This is a genomic window from Fictibacillus phosphorivorans (assembly GCF_007673525.1).
In the GTDB taxonomy this organism is placed as follows: domain Bacteria; phylum Bacillota; class Bacilli; order Bacillales; family Fictibacillaceae; genus Fictibacillus; species Fictibacillus phosphorivorans_C.
Genome location: NZ_VDZU01000002.1, coordinates 242,556 through 268,211, shown reverse-complemented (window position 1 = coordinate 268,211; position 25,656 = coordinate 242,556). Strand labels below are relative to the sequence as shown.

Below are 25,656 nucleotides of genomic sequence, written 5' to 3'. Positions count from 1 at the left end.
CAAACGCTTTGTTTTTTAGATATAAAAAAATAAATAGAAGCGGTCCATGCGGCCGTTTCTGCCTATTTAAAAAAGGAGGTAGCAACCATGAACGTTCTTGTAATCGGCAAAGGTGGACGTGAACATGCGCTTGTGTGGAAGTTTGCCAACAGCCCGAGCGTCACAAAAGTGTTTGCTGCACCAGGAAACCCAGGCATGGCTCAACAAGCAACATGCGTTTCTATCAAAGAAACCAACATCGATGAGCTTGTTACTTTTGCAAAAACAAACAAAATTGGATTAACATTCGTTGGACCCGAAGTCCCTTTACTAGAAGGCATCGTAGACCGTTTCACAGAAGAAGGCCTTGTTATCTTCGGTCCGTCTAAAGCAGCAGCAGAAATCGAAGGCTCAAAATCATTCGCGAAGGATCTCATGAAGAAGTACGACATACCGACAGCAGCTTCTAAAACGTTTACGAATTATGATGAGGCTCTTGCTTACGTTCGAGAACAAGGAGCACCGATCGTGTTAAAAGCGGACGGACTTGCTGCAGGTAAAGGTGTCATTGTGGCAATGACCTTAGATGAAGCGGAAGAGGGTCTACATGAGCTGATGGTGGACAAACGCTTTGGTTCTGCGAGTGAAACGGTAGTTGTTGAAGAATTCTTGGAAGGGGCAGAATTTTCGTTAATGTCTTTCGTGCATGACGAGATTGTCCTTCCGATGGAAATAGCACAAGATCATAAACGTGCGTATGACGGGGATAAAGGTCCAAACACAGGTGGGATGGGGGCTTACTCACCCGTTCCTCAAATTCCTGACGCTGACATCCAAAAAGCGATAAGAGAAATCGTTCAGCCAACCGTATCTGCGATGAAACAAGAAGGTACTCCTTTTACAGGAATTCTTTATGCAGGCTTAATTCTAACGAAGAATGGTCCAAAAGTGATCGAGTTTAACGCTCGTTTCGGTGACCCAGAAACACAAGTGATTCTGCCTCGACTAGAAAACGATCTGGCTAATTTGCTTTTATCCCTTTTAAACGGCAAAAAGCCGGAACTTCAATGGTCTGAAGAATCCGTACTTGGTGTTGTTCTTGCATCTGATGGTTACCCTGTTTCTTCTTCAGAAGCTCAAGTGATCACGGGGCTAGAAAACATTTCAGGTGACTCTAACGTATTTCACGCGGGTACGAAAAGAGAGGGTGAATCTCTTTTAACAGATGGTGGCCGGGTATTATTGGTAGCCTCTAAAGGACGTTCATTAAGTGAAGCTCAGGAAAACGTGTATAAAGAAATGAAGAAAATCACGTGCGAAGGTTCATTCTATCGCAAAGATATCGGGTTTCGAGCTATTTCGCACGTCTCTTCTTAATAAACACAAACGAGATGGCGATGATTCCGCCGATAAGCAAGATATAAAGAAAAGCCGTATCCATTAAGTATTCGTAACTCATATGGCTTACCTCCTATATTGAAATTGAGGGCTGACGGACATGGTTGATGACATTGTTCGTCAGCCTTCATTTATTGGATTGGGATGAGATGTGGCCGAGTCCGTGTTCGGAGCTGCGGTTGCCATGGGTTTAGGTGGCTGTATGATAGACAACGGTTTCCACCGCCGCAAGAGCTGCATCCCAATAAAGATAACAAAACCTGCTATCACGTACGTGACATAAGGAACAGCGCTTTGTCCGCCATCCGCCACCTCAAACAAACGTCCTCCGATTGAATTTCCAATCGCTTCCCCAATCCCTGTAAAAACGCTGGCTAATCCAAAGAACATGCCAAGAAACCTAGCAGCCGCAAGCTGTGAGATCGACGTATCCAACGTTGGCATGATCAGCATCTCACCAGTAATAAAGATGATTCCGGTAAAAACAAAGAAAAATAAAGTGTTTGCAAAGTATAAACTTCCGAGAGCTGATCCGATACAGATCGCCCCTATACCAACAGAAGTCAAGGGATGAATGTTTCGGATAATATTTTTTGTTATAAGCGTTTGAGCTAATATGACCGTGATGCTGTTGATGGTCCAGATGATGCTGATGTCTTTTCCATTGGACAGGACATTTTCAGCTCGAAGCGGGAGCACGAGTGCAAACTGTACGTAAAGCGCCCAAACAAAGATTGTCGCGATCACAAAAACGAGGAAGGGGATGTTTTTTAACGCTTGTCGATATTCACTCCACTTAACTTCTCGGCAGTTTTCGTCTCCACAGCCTGCAGGCAAGAAGAACCAGCTGATCACGCTTGCTCCTAAATAAATAACAGAAGCGGTTATAAAGATTAGTTTTGAACTTCCTGTAAATAAAGCAAAAACGGTCAATCCAGCAATGGCCATTCCAATATTCGCAAAGATTCCACGCAATGAAAAAGCAGTAGATCTCATTTCTGATTTTACGAGTGATGAAATAAATGCTTTTGTGGACGGTGCATTAAGCCCAAGACCAAGCCCGCTGATCGCAGCAGTTAATAAAACAAGTGAATAGGTTGAAAAATAAGCGAAACCTAATAGCCCGCCAGCCCGTATTAAAGCACCAAGTGCGATGATAAAACGTCTGCCTGTACGGTCAGCGAATACGCCTCCGACTACACTTCCGACTTGCATGAAGATCGAGATAACAGCGAGAGTAAATCCAATCTGTGCCGCTGTTAGTCCGGTTTCCACTTTTAAGAGGATAGGAAGGACAGGCAAGACTAGATACGAGCCAAGATGGGTAATAAAGACAACGACCAATAAACTGAACAGAGGTCTGTTGCCTTTTAGTAAAGAATGAGTGGGCATAGTGCTGCCTCCTTCTTTTTATGAAGGGTTGAACGGCGAACCTTCTTTCGCGATATTACCAAGATCCATGTCGTTCATTTCTTTGCTTTTGTGAAGAAGGTCAGTCACTGGGCAGTAGCGAACGATTCCTTCTGCTACTTTCATCGCAGCCATTAAGATCATAAGAATGTATGACTCTTTGTAAGGCTTTCTTGTCAGCTTTGCTGTATAAACAGAAAGCAGTGTTAGACCTGCAATTATTCGAATCATGCTATTAACTAAACCAATATTTTGTCTCATTATGATACTCCTTTCAATTTTCACCAATTTGCTTGATGAATATGGTATTCTTGAAAAAACGAAATTTTCAGAGAGAAGACAGGTGATCCAACATGAACCAACACATTGCTTTTTGGACAAAAGCGCAAATGCGCAAACAAGTGGCCGTCATTCAAGGTGAATTGGCACCGTCGCTTGTCTTAACAAACGCTACTTACTTAAACACAGCTCTTAAAAAATGGGTAAAAGCAAACATCTGGATCCTTGAAGACCGCATCGTCTATGTAGGCGAAAAGATGCCTGAACATACAACAGGTACGGAAATCGCTGATCTAGAAGGTAAGTTTGTTGTGCCGGGATATATTGAACCTCATTGTCATCCGTTCCAACTTTATAATCCCCAGTCGCTCTCGCGATATGCATTGCAGCGTGGAACGTCCGTATTTTTAGCCGACAACTTTATGCTGCTTTTTGAAATGAACATTTCGAAAGCGCTTTCTTTTATGGAAGACGTGAACGATCTGCCTTCTAATTTCTTTTGGTGGTGCCGTTATGACGCACAAACAGAACTCTTAGAAGAAGAGAATTATTTTTCGGAAAAAAGTGTGAGGCAGCTGCTCGAGAGCCCATATGTCCTACAAGGCGGGGAGTTAACGAGCTGGCCGCGAGTGCTTCATGGTGATGATACGCTATTGCATTGGATGCTGAAGACGAAGAAAGCGGGTAAGAAGATCGAGGGACATCTGCCAGGGGCTTCTGAAAAGACCTTAACTGCGATGACGTTGCTCGGTGTGGACTGTGATCATGAAGCGATGACAGGGACAGAGGTGATGGAACGATTGAATGCTGGTCTGCAAGTGTCGCTTCGTTATTCTTCGATTCGTCCAGATTTGCCGAAATTATTACGTCAGATGAAAGAAGAAGGCATCACGAACTATGAAAGAATCTTTATGACGACTGACGGATCCACACCTGCTTTTTATGAAGAAGGGGTTACCGATAAGATGCTGCAGATCGCGCTTGAAGCAGGGCTTGATCCAGTGGATGCGTATATGATGGTCTCTTATAACGTGGCTAGATATTATGGTCTGGATCACCTCTTCGGTATGGTTGCCGCAGGGCGAGTCGCACATTTAAATATTTTAGATGACGTAACAAATCCTCTGCCTGAATCTGTTTTGGCAAAAGGAAAATGGATGAAGCGTGACGATAAGGATGTTAGTGCCGATCGTGATTTTCAATTTGATTGGGAAGGTCATGGTATCCTAAAAAGAGAGATCACATGGGACCTTCAAGACGAGGATTTTCAGTTTTCTGGTCTCGTTGGTATAGAAATGTACAATAGTGTCATCACACGGCCATATAATGTATCGATCAATCCTTTTTCTGAAGAGATTAACGGAGAATCAGACGAGTGTTTCTTAATGCTGATCGATAAAGAAGGAAAGTGGAGAATCAATACGGTCGTAAAGGGTTTTGCGAAAAATCTGTATGGCTTTGCGAGCTCGTATTCCAATACGGGAGATCTTCTGATCATCGGAAAAAGCAAAAAAGATATGGCTGTGGCGTTCGAACGCTTAAAAGAAGTCGGCGGAGGCATCGTTCTTGCGGAGAGAGGCGAGATTGTCGCTGAGATAAAACTTCCTTTAGCGGGAGGAATGTCGAATCTTAGTATAGAAGAACTAGTGGTAGAAGAGAAAAGATTAACGAACGCATTAAGAGAAAGAGGCTACCAATACGAAGATCCAATCTATTCGCTTTTGTTTTTCTCTTCCACACACTTGCCATACATCCGCATTACGCAAAGAGGCATTTACGATGTTAAAAAGAAAGGGTTACTCTTTCCTTCGATTATGCGTTAATATAGAAAAGGATTGGGCAAAATAATACGATACAAAGGTAGTGAGCCCAATGAAAAAGTGGTACGTCATCTTGATGTCGATCATGATGGTATTAACGCTGTCTGCATGTAAAGACGCAAGAGATAAAGTATTAGAAGAAGGTAAAGTAGATAAAGCTGAAGCGACGGATTCAAAAAAAGAGGAGTTTTCTTCTGTTTATTCACTCACTGGCTTGGGTACGAATGAAGAGGTAGATCATCGCGCAGTTTCGGTCATGGTGAACAACCACCCAAAAGCACGACCGCAATCTGGACTTCATAAAGCTGATATTGTTTACGAAGTATTAGCTGAGGGAGAACTTACTCGCTTTTTGGCGATCTTCCAAAGTGAAATGCCAGAAGTAGTAGGCCCGGTTCGCAGCGCAAGAGATTATTATATCGAGCTCTCACGTGGCTACAATGCTTTATTCGTGGCACACGGATTCAGTCCTGAAGCTAGAGAGATTCTCGATAGCGGAACGATTGATCACCTAAACGGAATGGATTACGATGGTGTTCTTTTCAATCGAGCTGATTTTAGAAAAGCGCCTCATAACTCTTACATCACTTATGAAAATATTGAAAAAGGGATGGAGAAGATTGGTGCTGAGCAATCAGGTGATCTGGATATGCTTTCATTTTTAACTAGTGAGAGTGCTAAAAATTTAGAAGGTGCACCTGCAAAAGAGGTTAATATCTCTTATCCAGGCGGAGAAACAGTAGAATTCACTTACTCTACTAAGAAGAAGACGTACGCTAGAAGCAGCAACAATGAACCAACGATAGATCGTGAGACCGAAACACCCATTACGGTTAGCAATGTATTCATTGTTGAAGCGGCTCACCGTGTAATCGATGATGCCGGCAGACGAGAGATCAACTTAACGTCAGGCGGAGATGCGATTCTGATTCAGAATGGTGTCGCGCAAAACATTTCGTGGAAAAACGAAAACGGAAGAATCGTTCCGGACGGTGGAGCGTTTGTTCCAGGAAAGACATGGATTAACATTGTACCGAGTGGAATGACTGATTCGGTTAAGATGCAATAAAAAGGAGTGCATGTTTCATGCAAATTGATAAATTACGAGGAAAAGCACTAGATCAGCTTTTTGAATCGGTTTTATCGCTGAAGGATATGGAAGAATGCTATCGATTCTTTGATGACCTTTGTACGATGAACGAGATTCAATCTTTGGCGCAGCGACTTGAAGTAGCGCGCATGCTTCGTGAAGGAAAAACCTATCACAAGATCGAGAGCGAAACGGGAGCAAGTACCGCAACGATCTCTCGTGTAAAACGTTGCTTGAACTTTGGAAACGACGCATACGCGATGGTACTCGACCGCGTTCATGAAGAGGAAGAAGCGAAATAATGAGAAGAAAACCTGCCTGAGGGTGGGTTTTTTGTATTTTGTGTGGGTTGTGTATGTAGTCGGAGTAGTTATTAGGCTGTCGATAGATGTCGAGGATTGTAGACTCGTGGATAAACTGTAAAAACTTTTGGATTCAACGCTAAAACTCGTGGATTGAGCACCCAAACTTGTGGATTAAGAGCAAAAACTTTAGGATTGGAGCTCAGCACGGTAGTTTTACCACTCTGTAAAACACTAAATGGACTAGTATTGTAAGCTTGGCGGCAGCCAAGCACCCTTATAGACTCAAAATATTGACAGAAATCACACTACAATTTATATTTGTATGTACAAACAACATTAACGATGTAAAAGAGGTGCTAAAATGCCCGAAAAGTATCTAGAAAACTGCTTATATTTTACTGTGAACAAGCTTTCTCGCGTTATTTCCAAAATGGCTGAGGAATCTTTTCGACCGACAGGAATTACGCCTACTCATGGCTTTATGATGATGCTCGTGAACAACAAACCAGGAATCTCTCAATCGGAATTGGCGGAAGAACTTCACATGACACCAAGTACGATCACAAGATTCGTGGACAAGCTTGTTGTAAAGGGACTTGCAGAGCGTAAAGTGCAAGGCAAGATGTCGCACATCCATCCGACAAAAGCAGGAACGGAAATTCAAACAGATCTCGAAAAAGCTTGGAAAGATCTTTACCGAACATACTCGGATCTATTAGGAGACGAAGAAGGAAAAGCACTCACAAAAGCAACACATCTAGCAGCAGGGCAGCTCGAATCATAAGAGCTCTCTTCTTTACCGATTAAGTTGTTTGTACAAGCAAATGAAATTTAATATTTTTTCATAAAGGAGATTCATTAATGAAAAGTACATTAGTAATTATCGCACATCCTAATCTAAAAAACTCTACAGTAAATAAAAGATGGGCTGAGGAAATAGAAAAACAGGACCATGTTACCGTTCGAAAACTTTACGATCTGTATCCGGATGGGAAAGTGAACGTTGAGGAAGAACAGCGTATGTTGTTGCAACACGATCGCATCGTGTTACAATTTCCGTTCTACTGGTATAGCTCACCTTCACTTTTAAAAGAATGGCAAGATGGAGTGCTAGCGTTCGGTTGGGCTTATGGTCCTGGAGGCGACGCATTACATGGAAAAGAGCTAGTACTGGCTATTTCAACAGGAGGCCCAGACTTCTCTTACAAAGCGGGTGGTCACAACCACTATACGATTAGTGAACTGCTTCGTCCGTTCCAAGCGACATCTAACTTGATCGGAACGCGTTATATCACGCCGTTCGTCTTCCATAGTGCAATTCGCGCGTCAGAGGAAGCCGTTGAACAAAGCGCGCAGAACTATGTCTCATATGTTTTAAATCCTGAAATTTAATGAAATTCATTCTTCATCAAGCTCATCTGGACTTGGTCGCGGCAGTTTCCGCGTATCCATTCTGCCTGCCTGACAACGCCTTCTGCTTGGAAGCCTAGTCGGCGGGCGAGCTTGATGCTTTTTTCATTTTGAACCGCAGCACGCAGCTCCACACGATTCAGCATCAACGTGTAATAGGCGTACATAAGCATTCCTTTTACAGCGCGTTGTGCGATTCCATGACCTTCGAATCCTGATCCTACCCAATAGCCAAGCATACCTGACTGGTTGTGCCACTTAATATCATATAGAGCAACAGAGCCTGCTACTTGTCCGCGATACCATATAAAAAGAACAACATCTGTTTGTTCTTTCATCTTTTTGTTCACCGTTTTAATAAACTGACGCATCTCACTGCTAGATTGGGTATAATCGACCCAGCTGATCCAAGGTCCAAGATGATGACGTGATTTTTCTAACATTCCATAGATGATGTCTGATTCTTTAATGTCTGCTTGTTTTAGCATGATTTCGTCGTCGATATGCCACATAAGCATAGCTATTCCTCCCAAAAAGCAGTATGAACTTCACAATCTTTCCACATGATGAATCATAGAGTGAGAACCTTATTTTTGTTATAATGCAGAAGTACAGAACTGGCTTGTTAAAATAGCAGGCACGGGTGTTTCTAAACATGAAAGGAAGAACACAATGTTTGATTATCGAAAATGGAAGCATGTGTTTAAGCTAGACCCTGATAAAGAGATCAGTGACAGTAACCTGGAAAAGATCTGTGAGAGCGGAACGGACGCTGTTATCGTTGGGGGATCTAGTGGCGTAACGCTTGATAATACGTTAGACCTTATGTCACGAATACGCAGATATGCGGTTCCTTGTGTGCTTGAAGTATCTAATATCGAATCACTTACACCAGGGTTCGATTTTTACTATATTCCTACCGTTTTAAATGCGAAGGATGCTAATTTCATTACAGGGCTTCATACAGAAGCATTAAAAGAATTTGGCGACATCATGAACTGGGACGAGATTCTTACAGAAGGGTATTGCATCTTAAATCCAGATTGTGCGGCTGCAAAACGTTCGAGTGCCGACAGTGATCTCTCGGGAGATGATGTTGTAGCATATGCCCGCTTGGCCGAAAAAATGTTTAAGCTTCCGATCTTTTATTTGGAATACAGCGGCACATACGGTGATGTCGATATCGTTCGCCAAGTTAAGGGCGTACTTGAAAACACGATCCTCTATTATGGAGGCGGCATTCATTCGGCTGAACAAGCAAAAGAGATGGCAGAGTTTGCGGATACAGTTGTTGTCGGAAACGTTATTTACGACGATGTAAACGCGGCGATTGAAACGGTTGAAGCGGTTAAGAGTAAAAGTTGATAAAATCTCAAGAATAAGTGAGAATAAAAACAAGAATATATGTTCGGGCGGTGAATGAAGAATGAGTATGCATCAAATGATTGAAAAGCTATTATCAGGACTAAATCCTGAGCAGAAAGCGGCAGTAAAACATACAGATGGGCCGTTGTTATTGATGGCTGGTGCGGGAAGCGGTAAGACGAGAGTATTAACTCACCGTATCGCTTATTTAATGATGGAAAAAGAAGTGGCACCATGGAACATCCTTGCGATCACGTTTACAAATAAAGCAGCACGAGAGATGAAGGAAAGGGTCGCAAAGATTACAGGACCTGTAGCAGAAGAGATCTGGATCTCTACGTTCCACTCCATGTGCGTACGCATTTTGCGTCGTGATATCGATCGAATCGGAATTAACCGTAACTTTACGATCTTAGATGCGACAGATCAATTGTCTGTTGTAAAAGCGGTATTGAAAGATTTGAACTATGATCCGAAAAAATACGAACCTCGTGGAATTTTAAGCGCGATCTCGTCTTTGAAGAACGAACTAAAAACAGCAGCCGATTTTGCGAAGGTGGCGAACGGGCACTTTGAAGGTGTTGTTCAGGAAGTTTATGAAGGCTATGAAAAGCGACTGCGTAAGAACCAGGCGTTAGATTTTGATGATCTGATCATGACGACGATCCAGCTTTTCGCAAAAGTACCTGAAGTGCTCGAGTTCTATCAACGCAAGTTTCAATATATTCATGTTGATGAGTATCAAGATACAAACAGAGCGCAATATATGCTCGTGAAGATGCTGGCGGATCGTTTCCGTAACCTTTGTGTTGTAGGGGACTCGGATCAGTCGATCTATGGCTGGCGTGGCGCGGACATCGCGAACATTCTATCGTTTGAAAAAGACTATAACGATGCTGAAGTTATCCTATTAGAGCAAAACTATCGTTCTACGAAAAAGATTCTTCAAGCAGCTAATAAAGTGATTGAAAACAACATGAACCGTAAGCCAAAGAATCTTTGGACAGATAATACGGATGGCGCAAGCATCACGTACTACCAAGGCGATGATGAGCAAGGTGAGAGCTATTACGTAACAGGTAAGATTCGTGAAGCTGTATCATCAGGTAAACGTTCGTATAATGACATCGCGATCCTGTATCGTACGAATGCTCAATCACGTGTTATTGAGGAAGTTTTGATCAAATCAAACATTCCGTACAATATCGTCGGCGGCACAAAGTTCTATGACAGAAAAGAGATCAAGGACATTTTAGCGTATCTTCGTCTTATTTCGAATCCGGATGATGATATCTCGCTTCAGCGTATCGTAAATGTACCGAAACGCGGAATTGGTGCGTCTTCTATGGATAAAGTGGCACAGTATGCGGCAAACAATGATCTTTCCATGTATCAAGCGCTTCAAGAAGTGGAACAGATCGGTCTTAGCGCGCGTGCAACGAACGCTTTAAGAGAGTTCTCCGAGTTTGTTACGAACTGGACGCGTCAGCAGGAATTTCTTTCTGTGACTGAACTAACAGAAGAAGTGCTTAGCAAGACGGGCTATCGTGATGCGCTAAAAGCTGAGAAAACGATCGAAGCACAAAGCCGTTTAGAGAATATCGACGAGTTTATTTCTGTTACGCAAGACTTTGAAAAGAAACAAGATGATAAATCATTGATCGCGTTCTTAACTGATCTTGCACTTGTTGCAGATATTGATAAGCTCGACGAAGATGCAGCAGATGATAAGCCGAAAGAATCTGTCGTACTGATGACCCTTCACTCTGCAAAAGGTCTGGAGTTTCCGATGGTCTTCTTGATGGGTCTAGAAGAAGGGGTATTCCCGCATAGCCGTGCTCTTTTTGAAGAGAATGAGATGGAAGAAGAACGTCGTCTTGCATATGTTGGGATCACACGTGCAGAAGAAGAATTATTCTTAACAAATGCTAGAATGCGTACCCTTTATGGACGTACGACGACAAATCCGGAATCTCGTTTTATCGCTGAGATTCCAGAAGATCTTATCGAAACCGAAGTTAAAGAGAAACCATCTGTGCCGTGGGGAGCGAGTGCTCGCTCGGGTGGAGGAGCTACGCCATCGTTCATGGCACCGAAAAAGAAAATGGTTACACCTGTCTATCAATCTTCTGGTGGGGAGAAACTGGAATGGAGAGTAGGCGACAAAGTCAAACACCGTAAATGGGAAACAGGAACCGTTGTAAGCATGCGTGGTTCAGGAGATTCAATGGAACTCGACATCGCGTTTCCGCAGCCTGTAGGTGTGAAAAGACTGCTTGCTAAATTTGCCCCGATTGAAAAAGCGTAAGAAAAGAAGGAGTGGAACGGGTTGAACGAAGAACAAGCCAAGGAACGCATCCTGGAACTCCGGGAAATGCTAGAAAAATATAATTATGAATATCACGTACTAGACAAGCCGTCTGTACCTGATGCTGAATATGATCAGCTTATGAAAGAGCTGATCGAACTTGAAAACAATCATCCAGAACTTCATGACGAGCACTCGCCTACCTCACGTGTAGGCGGTGCTGTTTTGGACTTTTTTGAAAAAGTGGAACATACCGTACCGATGCTAAGTCTCGGCAATGCCTTCAATGATCAAGATCTGCGAGATTTTGACCGCCGTGTGAGAGATGGGGTAGGTTCGAACGTATCATATGTTGCCGAACTCAAGATTGACGGTCTAGCCGTATCCCTCACGTATCAAGATGGTCGTTTCGTTCGTGGAGCTACACGCGGAGACGGCACAATTGGTGAGGATATAACGAATAATTTAAAAACGATACGTTCTATTCCATTTAAGTTAAAAGAAGATGTGATGCTCGAAGTACGAGGCGAGGCGTTCATGCCGAAAAAATCTTTCCAAAAGCTGAACGCACATCGAGAAGAAGAAGGACAAGAGCTGTTTGCAAATCCACGGAATGCAGCAGCGGGTTCTTTACGTCAGCTCGATCCAAAGATCGCGGCGAGCCGTAACCTTGATATATTTCTTTATGGTGTAGGAAAGCTTGAAGGTCATTCGGTCGATTCGCATGACGAAAGCTTAACGTACTTAAACCACTTAGGTTTTAAAACGAATCCAGAGTGGAAGAAGTGCGCGAACATCGAAGAAGTGATTGAATATGTGAACAGCTGGCAGGAGAAGCGACCAGACCTTCCATATGAGATCGATGGGATCGTAATCAAGGTGAACTCTCTGTATCAGCAAGAGGAACTAGGATTTACTGCGAAGAACCCGCGTTGGGCGATTGCGTACAAGTTCCCTGCTGAAGAAGTAGTAACAAAACTAGAAGGCATCGAGTTGAACGTAGGACGTACGGGTGTTGTCACTCCCACTGCGCTGCTGCAGCCTGTTTTAGTCGCGGGAACGACGGTAAAGCGTGCTTCGTTACATAATGAAGACTTGATCCGCGAAAAAGACATCAAGCTCGGCGATTATGTTGTGGTAAAAAAAGCCGGTGACATCATTCCAGAAGTCGTGAATGTGATTACGGAGCGCCGAACTGGTGATGAGATCGATTTTAATATGCCGACCGAATGCCCAGAGTGCGACAGCAAGCTAGAGCGTTTAGAAGGAGAAGTAGCACTGCGCTGTTTGAATCCGCAATGCCCGGCACAGATTCGAGAAGGGTTCATCCACTTTGTATCTCGAAACGCCATGAACATTGATGGACTTGGTGAAAAAGTAGTCGCACAGTTATTTAAAGAAAAATTAATTCAAAACTTTGCCGATTTGTTTAAGCTAGAGCGTGAGAAACTGTTAGAATTAGAGCGTATGGGTGAGAAGTCGGTAGATAATTTGCTTGCAGCGATCGAAAAGTCGAAAGAAAATTCTTTAGAGCGTCTTCTGTTTGGGCTTGGCATTCGCCATGTCGGAGCGAAAGCGGCAAAAACGATCGCACAGCGTTTTGAATCGATGGATGGTTTGATGAGTGCTTCTAAAGACGAGTTATTAGCTGTTGAAGAGATTGGTGAAAAGATGGCAGACTCGATTCTTCTTTATTTTTCAAAGCCAGAAGTGCACGAGCTTGTCGCTGAGCTGAAGACTCTTGGCATGAACATGGAATACAAAGGTCCGAAGCTTGTAAAAGTTGAAGATCTGGATACGCCGTTTGCAGGAAAAACGGTAGTGTTAACAGGAAAACTATCCATTCTAACTCGTAATGATGCAAAAGAAAAATTGGAGCGCTTAGGAGCGAAAGTGACTGGAAGCGTGAGTAAGAATACAGATATGCTGATCGCAGGAGAAGATGCCGGATCTAAGCTTGATAAAGCGAAGACCCTTGGTATTGAGGTTTGGGATGAGCAGAAATTGGTGGACGAGCTTAACAAATAAGATTGGCGAGAGCTAACCAACAATACTAGAGGAGTGTCCGTGATGATGAAACGGGTTGGGCTCCTTTTCTTAAGTACTTTACTGCTTTTGACCGGCTGCTGGGGTGGCGACGAGCTGGAAAAAGAAGAAAAGATCGTGCAAGAAAAGGGCAAAAAAGATGAGAAAGCGATTATAACAGGGGAGATTAACACTGGTGAAAAGTACTACCGAAGTATTTTTCCGTTCGAACCAGGTGGTGCCCGTGGTGTAATCCGTTATGGCGTTGATAACCGGCTTGATATCAACGAGTTCGAGATGGGCTTAATGCGCATCGCTCAAGACACATTCAGTACCGACAAGTACTTTTTCCAAGAAGGACAGATCTTAAATGAGCCAACGGTTACGAACTGGCTGAAAAGAGCAGATGAAGAACCAGGAAAAAGCAAGAGCAAGCTTGATCAAACAGGATTGAACCCTAAGCTCGGTGCAAAAGTAGACGAAGGTGATCCCGAATACAAAAATAAGATGCTAGAAGCAAACAAGAACAACCCTAAGTATCTTTCTTATGTATTAGAACATAACTATCTTGTTCAAAGCGGTGATGGGAAAGTAAAGCTTGGCGGTGTGGTAGTCGGGTTATCCTTTAACTCCACGTACTATTATGACGTTAACCAACAAGGCTTGATCTACCCTGGTGAAGTTAAGCTTGAGCGTGAAAAAGTGAAACAAGAAGCACAGAAAATAGCTGGACAAGTGGCAAGCCGTTTGCGCACAGATTCAAAGCTTAAAGATGTGCCGATCGTATTTGCTCTTTATCAAGAAGAAGAACGTGATTCTGTAACACCAGGAAACTTCTTCGCTTCAGGCGTTGTGAAAAAAGGAAGCAACTCAGTAAGTTCATGGGAAGACGTAGATGAAGATTATGTGCTGTTCCCATCTGACGCAGCATCAAAAAAGAAGAGAAGTGACTACGAAAAGTTCACGACTTTTAAATCAAAGGTACAGGAATATTTCCCTAACTATATCGGCGTAATCGGGAAAGGGTACTATAAAGACGGTAACCTTGAGCGATTAACGATTGAGATTCCGGTTCAGTTCCGCGGTAAAGCAGAAATCATCTCCTTTACCCAGTTCGTAGCAACATCCGCACTAGGAGAGTTGCCGAATGTGCCAGTAGAAGTATACATCGGTTCAGCCGTTGATCAGCCAGAGGCGCTTATCGTGAAAGATGAAACAACACAGGAAGAACCGTTCGTGCATATTTATCGTAAATAAGGATGTTTTGAAAGCCCACTACTGTTATGGTTAGTGGGTTTTTGTTGTGCAAGGTGAGAAGTACCTGGGGATGCAGTCCGCACTACGGTTGGCGATTTTACGGTACGTGTTTTTATGTTTGTTACACGTTCACCGCTAAGTTGGCTGTTTCAACCTTAAAATGCTTCGTTTTCACCTGAAAAGTGGTTGTGAGGACTGCTAACACGCATTTGACCACCTGAAATTGCACCGGGACCACCTGAAGACAGCTCTGTGCAATACAAAACGGAACTATATTGAACAAAAGTGAACCACTTTCAAAGACTCTCTTGGAAAAATATGCTTAACAGCGGCTAAAACTCATATTTATTCGTTTCACTCTTAAATCTTCTAAAAAAATCACGTAAAACTTTACTATTCATTCACTACAAAGAAAAAAGATACAAAAATGCACGATATCCCTTGAAAATAAAGAATTCTGACTATTATCAGTTTGTTTGAACAAACCGTTATGTTCATGTAGAATGAACGTGGGAAACCGAATAATGAAAACGCTTTAATAGGAGGGGAATTTATTATGACACGTGAATACCGTCATGAACCATTTATGGATTTTTCAGTTCCTGCAAACAAGGAAGCTTACGAAGCAGGGTTAAAGGTAATTAACTCAAAGCTTGGTACAGAGTTTCCGCTTGTTATCGGCAGTGAAAAGATCACGACAGACGAAAAAATTGTTTCTATAAATCCAGCTAACAAAGAAGAAGTGATTGGATCTGTTTCCAAAGCGACTCAAGATCACGCTGAACAAGCGATGCAAGCTGCATTAACAGCATTTGAATCTTGGAAAAAGTGGGATCCTGAACACCGAGCGAACATCTTGTTCCGTGCAGCAGCGATCATCCGCCGCCGTAAATATGAATTCTCCGCTATGCTTACAAAAGAAGCAGGTAAGCCATGGAAAGAAGCTGACGCTGATACAGCTGAAGCAATCGACTTTTTAGAATACTATGCACGCCAAGCGATCAAGCTTAAAGCTGGACAACCAGTTGTAAGCCGTGAAGGCGAAATTAATAAATTTAGCTATATTCCACTTGGAGTAGGTATCGTTATCTCTCCATTCAACTTCCCGTTTGCGATCATGGCAGGTACTGCAGCAGCGGCGTTCGTTACAGGTAACACAGTATTGTTGAAACCTGCGAACTCAACGCCAATTATTGCAGCAATGTTCGTTCAAGTGATGGAAGAAGCAGGACTTCCTGCAGGCGTTCTTAACTTCGTTCCTGGTAGCGGTGCGGAGATCGGTGACTACCTAGTAGATCACCCGAAAACTCGCTTCGTATCATTCACAGGTTCGCGTGAGGTTGGTTGCCGTATTTATGAGCGCGCAGCAAAAGTACACCCTGGCCAAATCTGGCTAAAGCGTGTAATCGCTGAAATGGGCGGAAAAGACACAGTTGTTGTTGACCGTGATGCTGATCTTGAATTAGCAGCTAGCTCAATCGTTTACTCTGCGTTCGGATTCTCTGGACAAAAATGTTCTGCTGGATCTCGTGCGGTTATCCACCAAGACGTTTACGACGAAGTTTTAGAAAAAGCAGTAGCTCTTACTAAAACTTTAACGATGGGTAATCCAGAAGAAGTTGGCACATACATGGGGCCAGTAATTGACCAAGCTTCTTTCAACAAAATCATGAAATACATCGAAATCGGAAAAGAAGAAGGCCGTCTGATGACTGGTGGAGAAGGCGACGACTCTAAAGGATACTTCATCCAGCCTACAATCTTTGCTGATGTAGATGAAAAAGCTCGCTTGATGCAAGAAGAAATCTTCGGACCAGTTGTAGCAGTATGTAAAGCACGTGACTTCGATCACATGATGGAAATTGCAAACAACACGGAGTACGGTCTAACAGGTGCACTTCTTTCTAACAACCGTGAGCACATCGAGCGCGCACGTGAAGAGTTCCACGTAGGTAACTTCTACATCAACCGTGGATGTACAGGTGCAATCGTTGGATACCAGCCGTTCGGCGGATTCAACATGTCTGGAACTGACTCAAAAGCGGGTGGCCCAGACTACCTAACACTTCACATGCAAGCAAAAACAACTTCAGAAACACTTTAATTATTAAAAACTGTGCCCTTTCTCGCCTGAGAAAGGGTTTTTTTCTGTGGTAATTTTCATTTATAAGTCTTCATCAGAATTTATAAGTCTTGAAAAAATTTTATAAGTCTTCAAATTTTTTTATAAGTCCTCAAAAAGGTTTATAAGTCTTCACACAATCTTGCAAACAAAAAAATGGATTGTACACGCGGCTTCAGGAGAAGTTAATCGTATAACGATATGGAAGCAGGTGTGAAGATGTCAAAAGATAAAAAGCAACAGAAGAGTGTTCCTGAAGTCGATCTGGATGAAACGCTGCCTCACCAGATCAGTTCTCCTGATTTTAAAGGTACAGGGATGAAGATGGAAGCACCGTTTATAAACGAGCATGGTGTCGTGATCGGAGATAGTTTTTACGATTCAAAGAATTCGCCACTGAACAACTGGAGCACAGACACAGATCCAGAAGTGATGGCAGGAGAAGAGTGGGTGCATCCGACGAACGATATCGGCTGGAACACAAATATAAACCGCGACCTGATCGAAAAGAAAGCACCGCCGAAAGAGGGTATGCTTCGCCATCCAACGAAAGACTCGAGCTACGGAAAAGATTAAGACATCTGGTTTTCCTCACCGGATGTTTTTCTTTTATGCTTAGAGCTGACTATAGTAAGATGAGAGTAAAGATGAGGGAGGTAACAAACATGGCATATTTCGCAGCAATTTTACATATGGAAAAACCAGAGCTCAATCAAGAGTTCCGTCAGGCTCACCTAGATTACCTAGCAGAGCTTGTGGCACAAGATAAAGTTCATCTGAAAGGACCATTCTTAGACGGAGCAGGCGGTATGGTCGTTTATAAAGCTGAATCATTAGATGAAGCGAAACAATTAGCAGAAGAAGATCCTTACGTAAAAGAAGGCGTGCGCCGTTTAGAGCTTCATGAGTGGGGAATCTAAAGCATTTAGTATCAATGACGGAAGAATCTATGTAAAAGTAGATTCTTTTTTCTATTTTGAGGGCTATTTATGTGGTGTAAGTGAGGGCTTCAGGTGATAGCGGTCCAACTTCAGGTGGTCACACGCTTCACAGCGGTGTTCACAACTCATATACCGGTGGAAACACAGTTATTACAGGTGAAAACAACCCATTTACAGGTGAACGCGTAATAAATATAAAAACACGTACCGTAAAACGGGCTCACATCCCGCAAAAAAACCCACAATCCCGCGGAAACCCCACAAAAATAACTCAATTTCGTGAATGTTCCGTCCTCAAGTTGCTTATACAGCAAGCTTTTTGTTATCATCAGAATAATACTTTTCGTATAGAAAGTCTTGGAGGTGGCATGCTTGTCTCGAATTTCGAAAGATCAAGTGAAGCACGTGGCGCATTTAGCCAGGTTAGCGGTTACGGAGGAAGAAGCCGAATTGCTGACTGAACAATTAGATAAGATCATCGGGTTTGCTGAAGAACTGAACGAACTCGATACAGATAACGTGGAGCCGACTACACACGTTCTGGAACTGAAGAATATCCTTCGCAAAGACGAAGTGAGAAATTCTGTATCAGTTGATGAGGCGATGAAAAATGCGCCTTCAGAAAGAGATGGCCAGTTTAAAGTTCCGAACATTTTGGAGTAGGAGGAAAGACCACGTATGTCGATTTTAGATAAAAAGATCTCAGAACTTCATCAGTTATTACATACAAAAGAATTGAGTGTAACTGACATTGTGGATGCGACGTTTGACCGCATTCATCAAGTAGATGGTAAAGTAAAGGCGTTTTTAACCCTTAATGAAGAATATAGCCGCATTAAGGCTAAACAATTAGATGAGAAGCTCGTTTCCGGTGCTGACAGAGGACTGCTCTTTGGTATGCCGATCGGAATAAAGGATAACATCGTAACTAAAGGGATCCGTACAACTTGTGCGTCTCGCATTTTAGAAAACTTTGAACCGATCTATGATGCGACCGTTGTGGAACGCTTGAATCAAGCGGACACAATCACGATCGGAAAATTGAACATGGATGAATTTGCGATGGGCTCATCAAACGAGAACTCCGGATTCCACCCAACAAACAACCCATGGGACCTTTCTTGTGTACCAGGAGGTTCATCCGGTGCATCTGCGGCATCCGTATCAGCGGGAGAAGTTCTTTTCTCACTAGGCTCTGATACAGGTGGCTCGATCCGTCAGCCTGCTGCGTTCTGTGGGGTTGTTGGATTAAAGCCGACGTACGGACTGGTTTCTCGTTACGGCTTAGTCGCGTTCGCGTCTTCACTGGATCAAATCGGTCCTGTAACGCGTAACGTTGAAGACAATGCATACCTACTGCAAGCCATTGCAGGAAACGACCCGATGGATTCTACTTCTGCAAAAGTGGACATCCCAGATTACTTGGCTTCTTTTACTGGTGATGTAAAAGGACTTAAGATTGCGGTTCCAAAAGAATACCTAGGTGAAGGTGTAGAACCTGGCGTAAAAGAGCGCGTGATGGAAGCTCTAAAAATACTTGAAGGACTTGGAGCAACATGGGAGGAAGTGTCTCTGCCGCACTCTCGTTATGCCCTTGCAACATACTACTTGCTGTCATCATCTGAAGCATCTGCTAACCTTTCACGCTTTGATGGCGTTCGTTACGGACTGCGTTCAGATAACAGCGAGAACTTGATCGAGATGTACAAGCAGTCTAGAAGCGAAGGGTTTGGTGAGGAAGTAAAACGCCGCATCATGCTTGGAACGTTCGCGTTAAGCTCTGGATACTATGATGCTTATTATAAAAAAGCACAAAAAGTTCGTACGCTGATTAAAGAAGACTTTACGAACATTTTTGAAAAATACGATGTAATCATCGGACCGACAACGCCATCTGCATCGTTTAAATGTGGATCTATGACGAAAGATCCATTAACGATGTACATGAACGATATCTTAACGATTCCGGTTAACTTAGCGGGTGTGCCTGCGATCTCTGTACCTTGTGGATTCTCAGATGGACTGCCGATCGGACTTCAGATCATCGGTAAGCATTTTGATGAGAGCACGATTTATCGCGTAGCACATGCGTTTGAACAAGCAACAGATCATCACACAGAAAAGCCGAAGCTGTAGGGGGTGCAGAAAATGAGCGAATTTGAAACAATAATTGGATTAGAAGTACACGTTGAATTAAAAACGAACACTAAGATTTTCTGCGGCTGTTCTACAAACTTTGGTGCACCGCCAAACACGAATGTGTGTCCGATCTGCTTAGGACATCCTGGCGTGTTACCTGTTGTGAACCATCAAGCTGTAGATTTTGCGATGCGTGCAGCACTTGCGCTTAAATGCGAAATTAATAGAGAAACAAAATTTGACCGCAAGAACTACTTTTATCCAGACAACCCGAAAGCCTATCAGGTGTCACAATTTGATAAGCCGATCGGTGAACACGGCTGGATCGAGATAGAAGTGGGCGGAAACAAAAAGAAAATCGGCATCACGCGTATCCATATGGAAGAGGATGCAGGTAAGCTGACGCATACGGCAGACGGATCACTTGTCGATTTAAACCGTCAAGGAACGCCTCTTGTTGAAATCGTATCCGAGCCAGATATTCGTACGCCAGAAGAAGCTTATGCGTATTTAGAAAAGCTTAAAGCGATCATTCAATATACAGGTGTATCTGACTGTAAGATGGAAGAAGGTTCATTGCGCTGTGACGCTAACATCTCAATTCGTCCGGTAGGTCAAGAGAAGTTTGGAACAAAAGCAGAGCTTAAGAACTTAAACTCGTTTGCTTTCGTACAAAAAGGGTTAGAGCATGAAGAGAAGCGTCAACGTGAAGTGGTTTCAGCTGGAGGAGAGATTCTTCAAGAGACTCGGCGATATGACGAAGCGACGAAAACGACAATCCTGATGCGTGTAAAAGAAGGATCTGACGACTATCGTTACTTCCCAGAGCCTGACCTCGTATCCATTTTTATTGATGAAGAGTGGATGGATCGTGTGAAATCAGACATTCCAGAACTTCCGGATGCTCGTCAAAAGCGTTATGTGGGTGACTTCGGGTTACCTGAATATGATGCGAAAGTGTTAACGATGACAAAAGAGATGGCTGATTTCTTTGAAGCAACAATTACAGCTGGTGCAGATGCGAAGCAAGCTTCCAACTGGATCATGGGTGAAGTGAGTGCGTACTTAAACAACGAAAATAAAGAGCTAGACCAAACGGCTCTAACAGCTGAAGGTCTTGCTGGCATGATCAAGCTGATCGCAGACGGAACGATCTCTAACAAGATCGCGAAGACGGTCTTCAAAGAGTTGATCGAGAACGGTGGCGACGCAGAGAAAATCGTAAAAGAAAAAGGTCTCGTGCAGATCTCAGACGAAGGAGCAATCCGCGAAATCGTCGTGAAGATTCTTGATGCGAACGAGCAATCTGTTGCGGATTATAAAGACGGAAAAGAAAAAGCAGTCGGATTCCTTGTTGGGCAAGTGATGAAAGAAACAAAAGGGAAAGCAAACCCTCCACTTGTGAACAAGCTGATTGTGGAAGAACTTAAAAAGAGATAAGAATTGTAATTAAAGGGTAAGGCGACCAAGTTTAAATGTGGTTGCTTTACCCTTTTCTTGTTTTTTGGAGTGCGTAGTTCAGACGGTGGGGTATCGTAATGCAGTGCAGTTCTAAAACAAATCTACTTTGGAATTACTGTATTTCATTTTCATCTTTGACATGTTGATTGTAGAGGAGGGTGCGAGACTCCTGGGGGATCAGTGGGACAGGTGAGACTCTTAATAGCGCAGAGCGCTAAGAGGCTCACCGCACACCCCCCGGAAAGCGAGCATCCCGGAGCGGAGATCAACACTTTCAAAACTATACTCCCAAACAACCCTGAATCAAAAAAGCAATCTGCTTACATGCTGGAGAATTATTCAGGTTTAAGATCAACCCTTTTACAATTGCAGGACTGAGACTTGGTTCAATCATCTGCTGTTTCAGAAGGGTTAATGATTCTTCTAGCGTTGAATCATCCACTTCCTCTATCTTTTGTTCTACCATTTCTAACAGTTGTTCTTTTGTTACATGAACATGAAAAGGCTCATTTATCGTATGGTAAAGCTCTTCTGTGATAAATGTTGTTTCTGAATGCTTGGCGAGCAGTGCTGTTTTCTCTGCAAGTGAGCGACTCAATGTATGAAGATCCAGTGGAACGTCAAAGAACAGGATCAGGTGTGAATACGTATGAATAAAGCCCTTCACACAATAAATTAAATCATAACGAGTCTGTGAGATTTCTTCCCCATATATGCGGTCTAACATACCTAGAATGATGTTATCGATGAGTTTATCGTATTGATGGATCTTTGAGATAAGCTCTTCGTTCAAGGTTTTGGATTGTTCTTTAATAAAGATCTTGGCGAAATCAGAATGCTTTTGAAATGAATGAAACGCAGCTTGGTAGAATTCGTATAAAAGATTAGCATCTGTTTCGTGATTTTTGACTACTTGGTCAATATCTGAGATGAGACTCAGCATAAAGTGGTCTATCAGACCGTTGATCAGTTCGTCTTTTGATTTAAAAGATAAATAGAATGCACCTTTTGAGATGCCGGCATGTTCTGTGATCTGTTGTACAGATGTGGCGTCAAACCCTTGCTGTGCAAAAAGTTCTAAGGCACTTTCCATGATTAATTGTTTCTTACTCATTGTATCGCTCCTAAGTAATTCATTGACAAATGACCAATCAGTCATTAGTATAAGTAATTGAGTTGGATAAGTCAATTAGGGGTTGGTGGATGAATGAAAGGTTTAGTTAATTTTGTCTTAATGAATAAATTAGCTGTATGGCTGCTTACCATTATTATAACAGTCTCAGGTATTTATTCAGGAACACGCATGAATATGGAAACGATTCCTGATGTTTCAATTCCATACTTGATGGTGATGGACGTTTATCCTGGAGCTACTCCAGAGAAAGTAATGGAAGATATTTCGATGCCGATCGAGAAAGCGGTAGAAGGGCTTGAAGACGTTAAAGCCGTTTATTCGAATTCTTATTCAAACATGTCTAATCTCCAAGTGGAGTACGAATACGGAATAGACATGGACGAGGCAAAGCGTGAGCTTCAATCTGCACTGGATGCAGTTGAATTGCCAGAAACGGCTGAGGAGCCGACTGTGACAGCTATCAGCATGAACATGATGCCAGTTGCTGCACTAAGTGTAAGTAGCACGAAAGAGGATATCGTTGAATTAACATCAACGGTAGAAGAGATTATACTTCCTAAGATCGAGAAAATTGATGGTGTGGCATCCGCTAAGATTACGGGTCAGCATATCGAAGAAGTAGATCTTACATATAAAAAAGATAAGCTGAAACAGTATGATCTAACAGAAGATAAAGTGAAAGAAATGATTCAAGCAAGCAACATGGCCGTTTCATTAGGACTGTATGAGTTTGAAAAAGGTGAAGAAGCAGTTGCCGTTGATGGAAAGTTCATGACTTCGGATGAACTGAAGAACATGATGATTCCGGTAACACCATCTGCGACAAACCCAACGCCGTTTGTAAAGCTTAGTGAGATCGCGGATATTAAAACGGTAGGTAAAGTGGAATCCGTTTCTCGAACAAACGGAGATGAAGCGATCGCCATTCAAATCGTGAAAGAGCAGCAAGCCAACACCGTTGATGTCGTGAATGGTGTAAAAGAACTGATTAAAGAAGAAAAATCAAAAGTAGATGGTCTTGTTATTGATGTGTCACTCGACCAAGGAAAACCGATTGAAGATTCAGTAGCAACCATGATTGAAAAAGCATTGTTTGGCGGATTGATTGCCGTACTGATCATTCTGTTATTCCTTCGTGATTTTAAATCGACGATCATTTCAATCATCTCTATCCCAGTTTCAATCTTCATGGCGTTATTGGTGCTTAACTGGATGGATATCACGTTGAACATCATGACACTAGGAGCAATTACGGTTGCGATCGGTCGTGTAATCGATGACTCTATCGTTGTCGTAGAAAATATTTATCGACGTCTGCATTTGAAAGAAGAAAAATTAAACGGACGTGCGTTAATAAGAGAAGCAACGATTGAGATGTTCAAGCCGATCCTTTCTTCCACACTCGTAACGGTTGCGGTGTTCGCTCCGCTTATCTTTGTGGGTGGTATGGTAGGCGAACTGTTCGCGCCTTTCGCGTTAACGATGACATTTGCGCTTGGGGCATCTCTCATTGTTGCCATAACAATCGTTCCAGCATTATCACACTTTTTGTTTAAAAAGAAGCTGTATAGCGAAAAGACAGAAAGCAGCCATAAAGAAACTGGTAAATTAGCAAAATGGTATAAAGGGATTCTTAATAAATCTCTTAATCATAAAATTATCACTTCTATCTTGGCAGTCCTTTTACTTGCAGGTAGTTTAGCTTTAACTCCTATTATCGGTTTCAGCTTCATGGGCAGTGAAGAAGACAAAGTTATGTATTTAACATACACACCAAAAGCCGGGGAGCTTAAAGAAGAAACATTGAAAAACGTAGAAGCATTAGAAGAAAAGATGCTAAAACGTGATTATATCGATATCGTTCAAATCTCTGTTTCAGATAACGCAGATCCCATGATGGCTATGGCCGGTGGAGGAGAAGGCGGGGCACTCATGTACCTCATCTTTGATCCAGAAATGGAGAACTTCCCAGAAGTGCGAGATGAAATAGAAGACTATGTCGCTGACCTTGGTCAATCAGGCGAATGGAAGAGTCAGAACTTCGCTGCCTCAACAGGAGCGGAAAACGAAGTCAGCTATACGTTCTACAGTGAAGATCTGAATAAACTCAATAAAGCGGTGAAGATGGCAGAAGAAGCCATGAAGAAGAACGATCAGTTAGAGGATGTTACTTCGAGCGCGAAGGATGCGTTCGTCGAGCATACGTTTAACGTCGATCAGAATGAGATTCTAAAATATGGACTAACAACAGGTCAGATCGTGATGATGCTCAATCCCATGAAAGCGGATGATGTCTTAACGACGATCGAAAAAGACGGAGATACACTAGACGTTATCGTTCAGCAGGAGCAAACGAAACAACCTAAGTCCGTAGATGATATTTTAGCAAGACAGGTACCAACAGCTCTAGGCACGACAATGCCGTTATCTGAGCTCGTTACGGTTGAAAAAGGAACAACACTTAATACCCTTGCCCGAAGTAAAGGGGAGTATTATGCTACCGTGTCTGGTAAGGCAATTGGCGATGATATGTCCAAAGCAACTTCGGAAGTCCAAAAAGACATCGATAAACTGGATATGCCAAAAGGAGTTACAGTTGGAGTGGCGGGTGTTCAGGCTGATATGAACGAAACCTTTACACAGCTTGGAGCGGCAATGCTTGCGGCAATCGCGATCGTGTATTTCATACTTGTCGTAACCTTCCGTGAAGGTGTCGCACCGTTTGCGATCCTGTTCTCACTTCCATTTGCTGTGATTGGTTCATTTGTCGGTCTATTGATCGCAGATGAGACCATCTCTGTATCCGTAATGATGGGGCTGTTGATGTTGATCGGTATCGTTGTAACGAATGCCATCGTACTCGTAGACCGAATCATTCACATGGAACGCGAAGGAATGAGTATGCGTGATGCGATCCTAGAAGCAGGAGCAACACGTCTTCGTCCGATCCTGATGACAGCTATCGCTACAATTGGAGCATTGATTCCGTTGGCAGTCGGCTCAGGTGGTGGCGGGCTGATCTCTAAAGGTCTTGGTGTTACCGTAATCGGCGGCTTAGCAAGTTCTACACTATTGACACTTATCATCGTGCCGATCGTGTATGAAGTGCTCTCCAAAATCTTTAAAAAGAATCGTAAAGAAGTAGAAGAGAATTAAGAAGAAAGCCCTGCTAAGTGATGTTGAGTCACTTGCAGGGCTTTTGCTTTTATTTA

The 25,656-nt window shown here is 42.9% G+C and carries 22 protein-coding genes; 17 read left to right on the top strand and 5 right to left on the bottom strand.

The features are described from left to right. The first annotated feature begins 87 nt into the window (after positions 1–87). Complete coding sequence (gene purD, locus FS458_RS18905) at positions 88–1,356, top strand: phosphoribosylamine--glycine ligase (protein WP_144704454.1); 1,269 nt, start codon at positions 88–90, stop codon at positions 1,354–1,356. Here the strand turns inward: purD and FS458_RS21305 are convergent. The 3 genes from FS458_RS21305 to FS458_RS18895 are packed head-to-tail and all read right to left on the bottom strand — an operon-like array spanning position 1,334 to position 3,048. Further along, positions 1,334–1,438, bottom strand: a complete 105-nt coding sequence (locus tag FS458_RS21305) for an EYxxD motif small membrane protein (RefSeq protein WP_328086095.1) — start codon at positions 1,436–1,438, stop codon at positions 1,334–1,336. The genes purD and FS458_RS21305 overlap by 23 nt on opposite strands. A 59-nt stretch (positions 1,439–1,497) precedes the next feature. Further along, positions 1,498–2,769 carry an MFS transporter gene (locus FS458_RS18900; RefSeq protein ID WP_144704452.1) on the bottom strand — a complete coding sequence of 424 codons (1,272 nt, stop codon included), beginning with the start codon at positions 2,767–2,769 and terminating at the stop codon, positions 1,498–1,500. Between the two features lie 18 nt (positions 2,770–2,787). After that, positions 2,788–3,048, bottom strand: a complete 261-nt coding sequence (locus tag FS458_RS18895) for a YgaP family membrane protein (protein WP_144704449.1) — start codon at positions 3,046–3,048, stop codon at positions 2,788–2,790. Positions 3,049–3,140: 92 nt separating this feature from the next. On the opposite strand from FS458_RS18895, the gene FS458_RS18890 reads away from it, so the two are divergent. The 5 genes from FS458_RS18890 to FS458_RS18870 all read left to right on the top strand — a co-directional run bounded on the left by FS458_RS18890 (position 3,141) and on the right by FS458_RS18870 (position 7,673). Then, positions 3,141–4,889 carry an adenine deaminase C-terminal domain-containing protein gene (locus FS458_RS18890; RefSeq protein ID WP_144704446.1) on the top strand — a complete coding sequence of 583 codons (1,749 nt, stop codon included), beginning with the start codon at positions 3,141–3,143 and terminating at the stop codon, positions 4,887–4,889. A gap of 49 nt (positions 4,890–4,938) precedes the next feature. Further along, the gene (locus FS458_RS18885) at positions 4,939–5,955 is read left to right on the top strand and encodes a DUF3048 domain-containing protein (RefSeq protein ID WP_144704443.1); all 1,017 of its coding nucleotides are present in this window, start codon (positions 4,939–4,941) and stop codon (positions 5,953–5,955) included. Between the two features lie 17 nt (positions 5,956–5,972). Then, on the top strand, positions 5,973–6,278 hold the full coding sequence (locus FS458_RS18880) for a YerC/YecD family TrpR-related protein (protein WP_066242834.1): 306 nt from the start codon (positions 5,973–5,975) through the stop codon (positions 6,276–6,278). Positions 6,279–6,642: 364 nt separating this feature from the next. After that, positions 6,643–7,065, top strand: a complete 423-nt coding sequence (locus tag FS458_RS18875) for a MarR family winged helix-turn-helix transcriptional regulator (RefSeq protein ID WP_144704441.1) — start codon at positions 6,643–6,645, stop codon at positions 7,063–7,065. A gap of 77 nt (positions 7,066–7,142) precedes the next feature. Further along, positions 7,143–7,673 carry an NAD(P)H-dependent oxidoreductase gene (locus tag FS458_RS18870; RefSeq protein WP_144704438.1) on the top strand — a complete coding sequence of 177 codons (531 nt, stop codon included), beginning with the start codon at positions 7,143–7,145 and terminating at the stop codon, positions 7,671–7,673. On the opposite strand, the gene FS458_RS18865 is transcribed toward FS458_RS18870, so the two are convergent. Then, positions 7,670–8,209 (bottom strand): GNAT family N-acetyltransferase, encoded by a 540-nt coding sequence (locus FS458_RS18865; RefSeq protein ID WP_144704435.1) that lies wholly within the window; start codon positions 8,207–8,209, stop codon positions 7,670–7,672. The genes FS458_RS18870 and FS458_RS18865 overlap by 4 nt on opposite strands. Positions 8,210–8,363: 154 nt before the next feature. On the opposite strand from FS458_RS18865, the gene FS458_RS18860 reads away from it, so the two are divergent. The 10 genes from FS458_RS18860 (at position 8,364) to gatB (ending at position 21,288) form a co-directional block, all read left to right on the top strand. Next, entirely contained in the window at positions 8,364–9,056 is a 693-nt protein-coding gene (locus FS458_RS18860; protein WP_144704432.1) for a heptaprenylglyceryl phosphate synthase, read from the top strand. Positions 9,057–9,123: 67 nt separating this feature from the next. Next, positions 9,124–11,364 carry a DNA helicase PcrA gene (gene pcrA / locus FS458_RS18855; protein WP_144704536.1) on the top strand — a complete coding sequence of 747 codons (2,241 nt, stop codon included), beginning with the start codon at positions 9,124–9,126 and terminating at the stop codon, positions 11,362–11,364. Between the two features lie 21 nt (positions 11,365–11,385). Then, on the top strand, positions 11,386–13,392 hold the full coding sequence (gene ligA, locus FS458_RS18850) for an NAD-dependent DNA ligase LigA (RefSeq protein ID WP_144704429.1): 2,007 nt from the start codon (positions 11,386–11,388) through the stop codon (positions 13,390–13,392). A gap of 42 nt (positions 13,393–13,434) precedes the next feature. Continuing rightward, a complete protein-coding gene (locus tag FS458_RS18845) occupies positions 13,435–14,646 on the top strand; it encodes a CamS family sex pheromone protein (protein ID WP_144704426.1) in 1,212 nt (403 codons plus the stop codon). A gap of 556 nt (positions 14,647–15,202) precedes the next feature. Continuing rightward, the gene (gene pruA / locus FS458_RS18840) at positions 15,203–16,750 is read left to right on the top strand and encodes an L-glutamate gamma-semialdehyde dehydrogenase (protein ID WP_137791382.1); all 1,548 of its coding nucleotides are present in this window, start codon (positions 15,203–15,205) and stop codon (positions 16,748–16,750) included. 237 nt (positions 16,751–16,987) lie between these two features. Continuing rightward, positions 16,988–17,344, top strand: a complete 357-nt coding sequence (locus tag FS458_RS18835; protein ID WP_144704423.1) for a DUF3905 domain-containing protein — start codon at positions 16,988–16,990, stop codon at positions 17,342–17,344. An 89-nt stretch (positions 17,345–17,433) separates the two neighbouring features. Further along, positions 17,434–17,688, top strand: a complete 255-nt coding sequence (locus tag FS458_RS18830) for a YciI family protein (RefSeq protein ID WP_066390840.1) — start codon at positions 17,434–17,436, stop codon at positions 17,686–17,688. A 393-nt stretch (positions 17,689–18,081) separates the two neighbouring features. Then, positions 18,082–18,372, top strand: coding sequence for an Asp-tRNA(Asn)/Glu-tRNA(Gln) amidotransferase subunit GatC (gene gatC / locus FS458_RS18825; RefSeq protein ID WP_066390841.1), 291 nt, complete (start codon positions 18,082–18,084; stop codon positions 18,370–18,372). A gap of 15 nt (positions 18,373–18,387) precedes the next feature. After that, complete coding sequence (gatA, locus tag FS458_RS18820; RefSeq protein WP_144704420.1) at positions 18,388–19,845, top strand: Asp-tRNA(Asn)/Glu-tRNA(Gln) amidotransferase subunit GatA; 1,458 nt, start codon at positions 18,388–18,390, stop codon at positions 19,843–19,845. Between the two features lie 12 nt (positions 19,846–19,857). Continuing rightward, positions 19,858–21,288, top strand: a complete 1,431-nt coding sequence (gene gatB / locus FS458_RS18815; protein WP_144704417.1) for an Asp-tRNA(Asn)/Glu-tRNA(Gln) amidotransferase subunit GatB — start codon at positions 19,858–19,860, stop codon at positions 21,286–21,288. 301 nt (positions 21,289–21,589) lie between these two features. Here gatB and FS458_RS18805 read toward each other — a convergent pair whose 3' ends face one another. Beyond that, positions 21,590–22,423 (bottom strand): TetR/AcrR family transcriptional regulator, encoded by an 834-nt coding sequence (locus tag FS458_RS18805; RefSeq protein ID WP_144704411.1) that lies wholly within the window; start codon positions 22,421–22,423, stop codon positions 21,590–21,592. A 93-nt stretch (positions 22,424–22,516) separates the two neighbouring features. On the opposite strand from FS458_RS18805, the gene FS458_RS18800 reads away from it, so the two are divergent. Next, positions 22,517–25,600 (top strand): efflux RND transporter permease subunit, encoded by a 3,084-nt coding sequence (locus FS458_RS18800; RefSeq protein ID WP_144704408.1) that lies wholly within the window; start codon positions 22,517–22,519, stop codon positions 25,598–25,600. The last annotated feature ends 56 nt before the right edge of the window (positions 25,601–25,656 follow it).

Excerpts from the sequence above, each read along its gene's own strand:
- purD (WP_144704454.1), top strand. The coding sequence starts at position 88 with ATGAACGTTCTTGTAATCGGCAAAGGTGGACGTGAACATGCGCTTGTG.
- FS458_RS21305 (WP_328086095.1), bottom strand. The coding sequence starts at position 1,438 with ATGAGTTACGAATACTTAATGGATACGGCTTTTCTTTATATCTTGCTT.
- FS458_RS18900 (WP_144704452.1), bottom strand. The coding sequence starts at position 2,769 with ATGCCCACTCATTCTTTACTAAAAGGCAACAGACCTCTGTTCAGTTTA.
- FS458_RS18895 (WP_144704449.1), bottom strand. The coding sequence starts at position 3,048 with ATGAGACAAAATATTGGTTTAGTTAATAGCATGATTCGAATAATTGCA.
- FS458_RS18890 (WP_144704446.1), top strand. The coding sequence starts at position 3,141 with ATGAACCAACACATTGCTTTTTGGACAAAAGCGCAAATGCGCAAACAA.
- FS458_RS18885 (WP_144704443.1), top strand. The coding sequence starts at position 4,939 with ATGAAAAAGTGGTACGTCATCTTGATGTCGATCATGATGGTATTAACG.
- FS458_RS18880 (WP_066242834.1), top strand. The coding sequence starts at position 5,973 with ATGCAAATTGATAAATTACGAGGAAAAGCACTAGATCAGCTTTTTGAA.
- FS458_RS18875 (WP_144704441.1), top strand. The coding sequence starts at position 6,643 with ATGCCCGAAAAGTATCTAGAAAACTGCTTATATTTTACTGTGAACAAG.
- FS458_RS18870 (WP_144704438.1), top strand. The coding sequence starts at position 7,143 with ATGAAAAGTACATTAGTAATTATCGCACATCCTAATCTAAAAAACTCT.
- FS458_RS18865 (WP_144704435.1), bottom strand. The coding sequence starts at position 8,209 with ATGCTTATGTGGCATATCGACGACGAAATCATGCTAAAACAAGCAGAC.
- FS458_RS18860 (WP_144704432.1), top strand. The coding sequence starts at position 8,364 with ATGTTTGATTATCGAAAATGGAAGCATGTGTTTAAGCTAGACCCTGAT.
- pcrA (WP_144704536.1), top strand. The coding sequence starts at position 9,124 with ATGCATCAAATGATTGAAAAGCTATTATCAGGACTAAATCCTGAGCAG.
- FS458_RS18845 (WP_144704426.1), top strand. The coding sequence starts at position 13,435 with ATGATGAAACGGGTTGGGCTCCTTTTCTTAAGTACTTTACTGCTTTTG.
- pruA (WP_137791382.1), top strand. The coding sequence starts at position 15,203 with ATGACACGTGAATACCGTCATGAACCATTTATGGATTTTTCAGTTCCT.
- FS458_RS18835 (WP_144704423.1), top strand. The coding sequence starts at position 16,988 with ATGTCAAAAGATAAAAAGCAACAGAAGAGTGTTCCTGAAGTCGATCTG.
- FS458_RS18830 (WP_066390840.1), top strand. The coding sequence starts at position 17,434 with ATGGCATATTTCGCAGCAATTTTACATATGGAAAAACCAGAGCTCAAT.
- gatA (WP_144704420.1), top strand. The coding sequence starts at position 18,388 with ATGTCGATTTTAGATAAAAAGATCTCAGAACTTCATCAGTTATTACAT.
- gatB (WP_144704417.1), top strand. The coding sequence starts at position 19,858 with ATGAGCGAATTTGAAACAATAATTGGATTAGAAGTACACGTTGAATTA.
- FS458_RS18805 (WP_144704411.1), bottom strand. The coding sequence starts at position 22,423 with ATGAGTAAGAAACAATTAATCATGGAAAGTGCCTTAGAACTTTTTGCA.
- FS458_RS18800 (WP_144704408.1), top strand. The coding sequence starts at position 22,517 with ATGAAAGGTTTAGTTAATTTTGTCTTAATGAATAAATTAGCTGTATGG.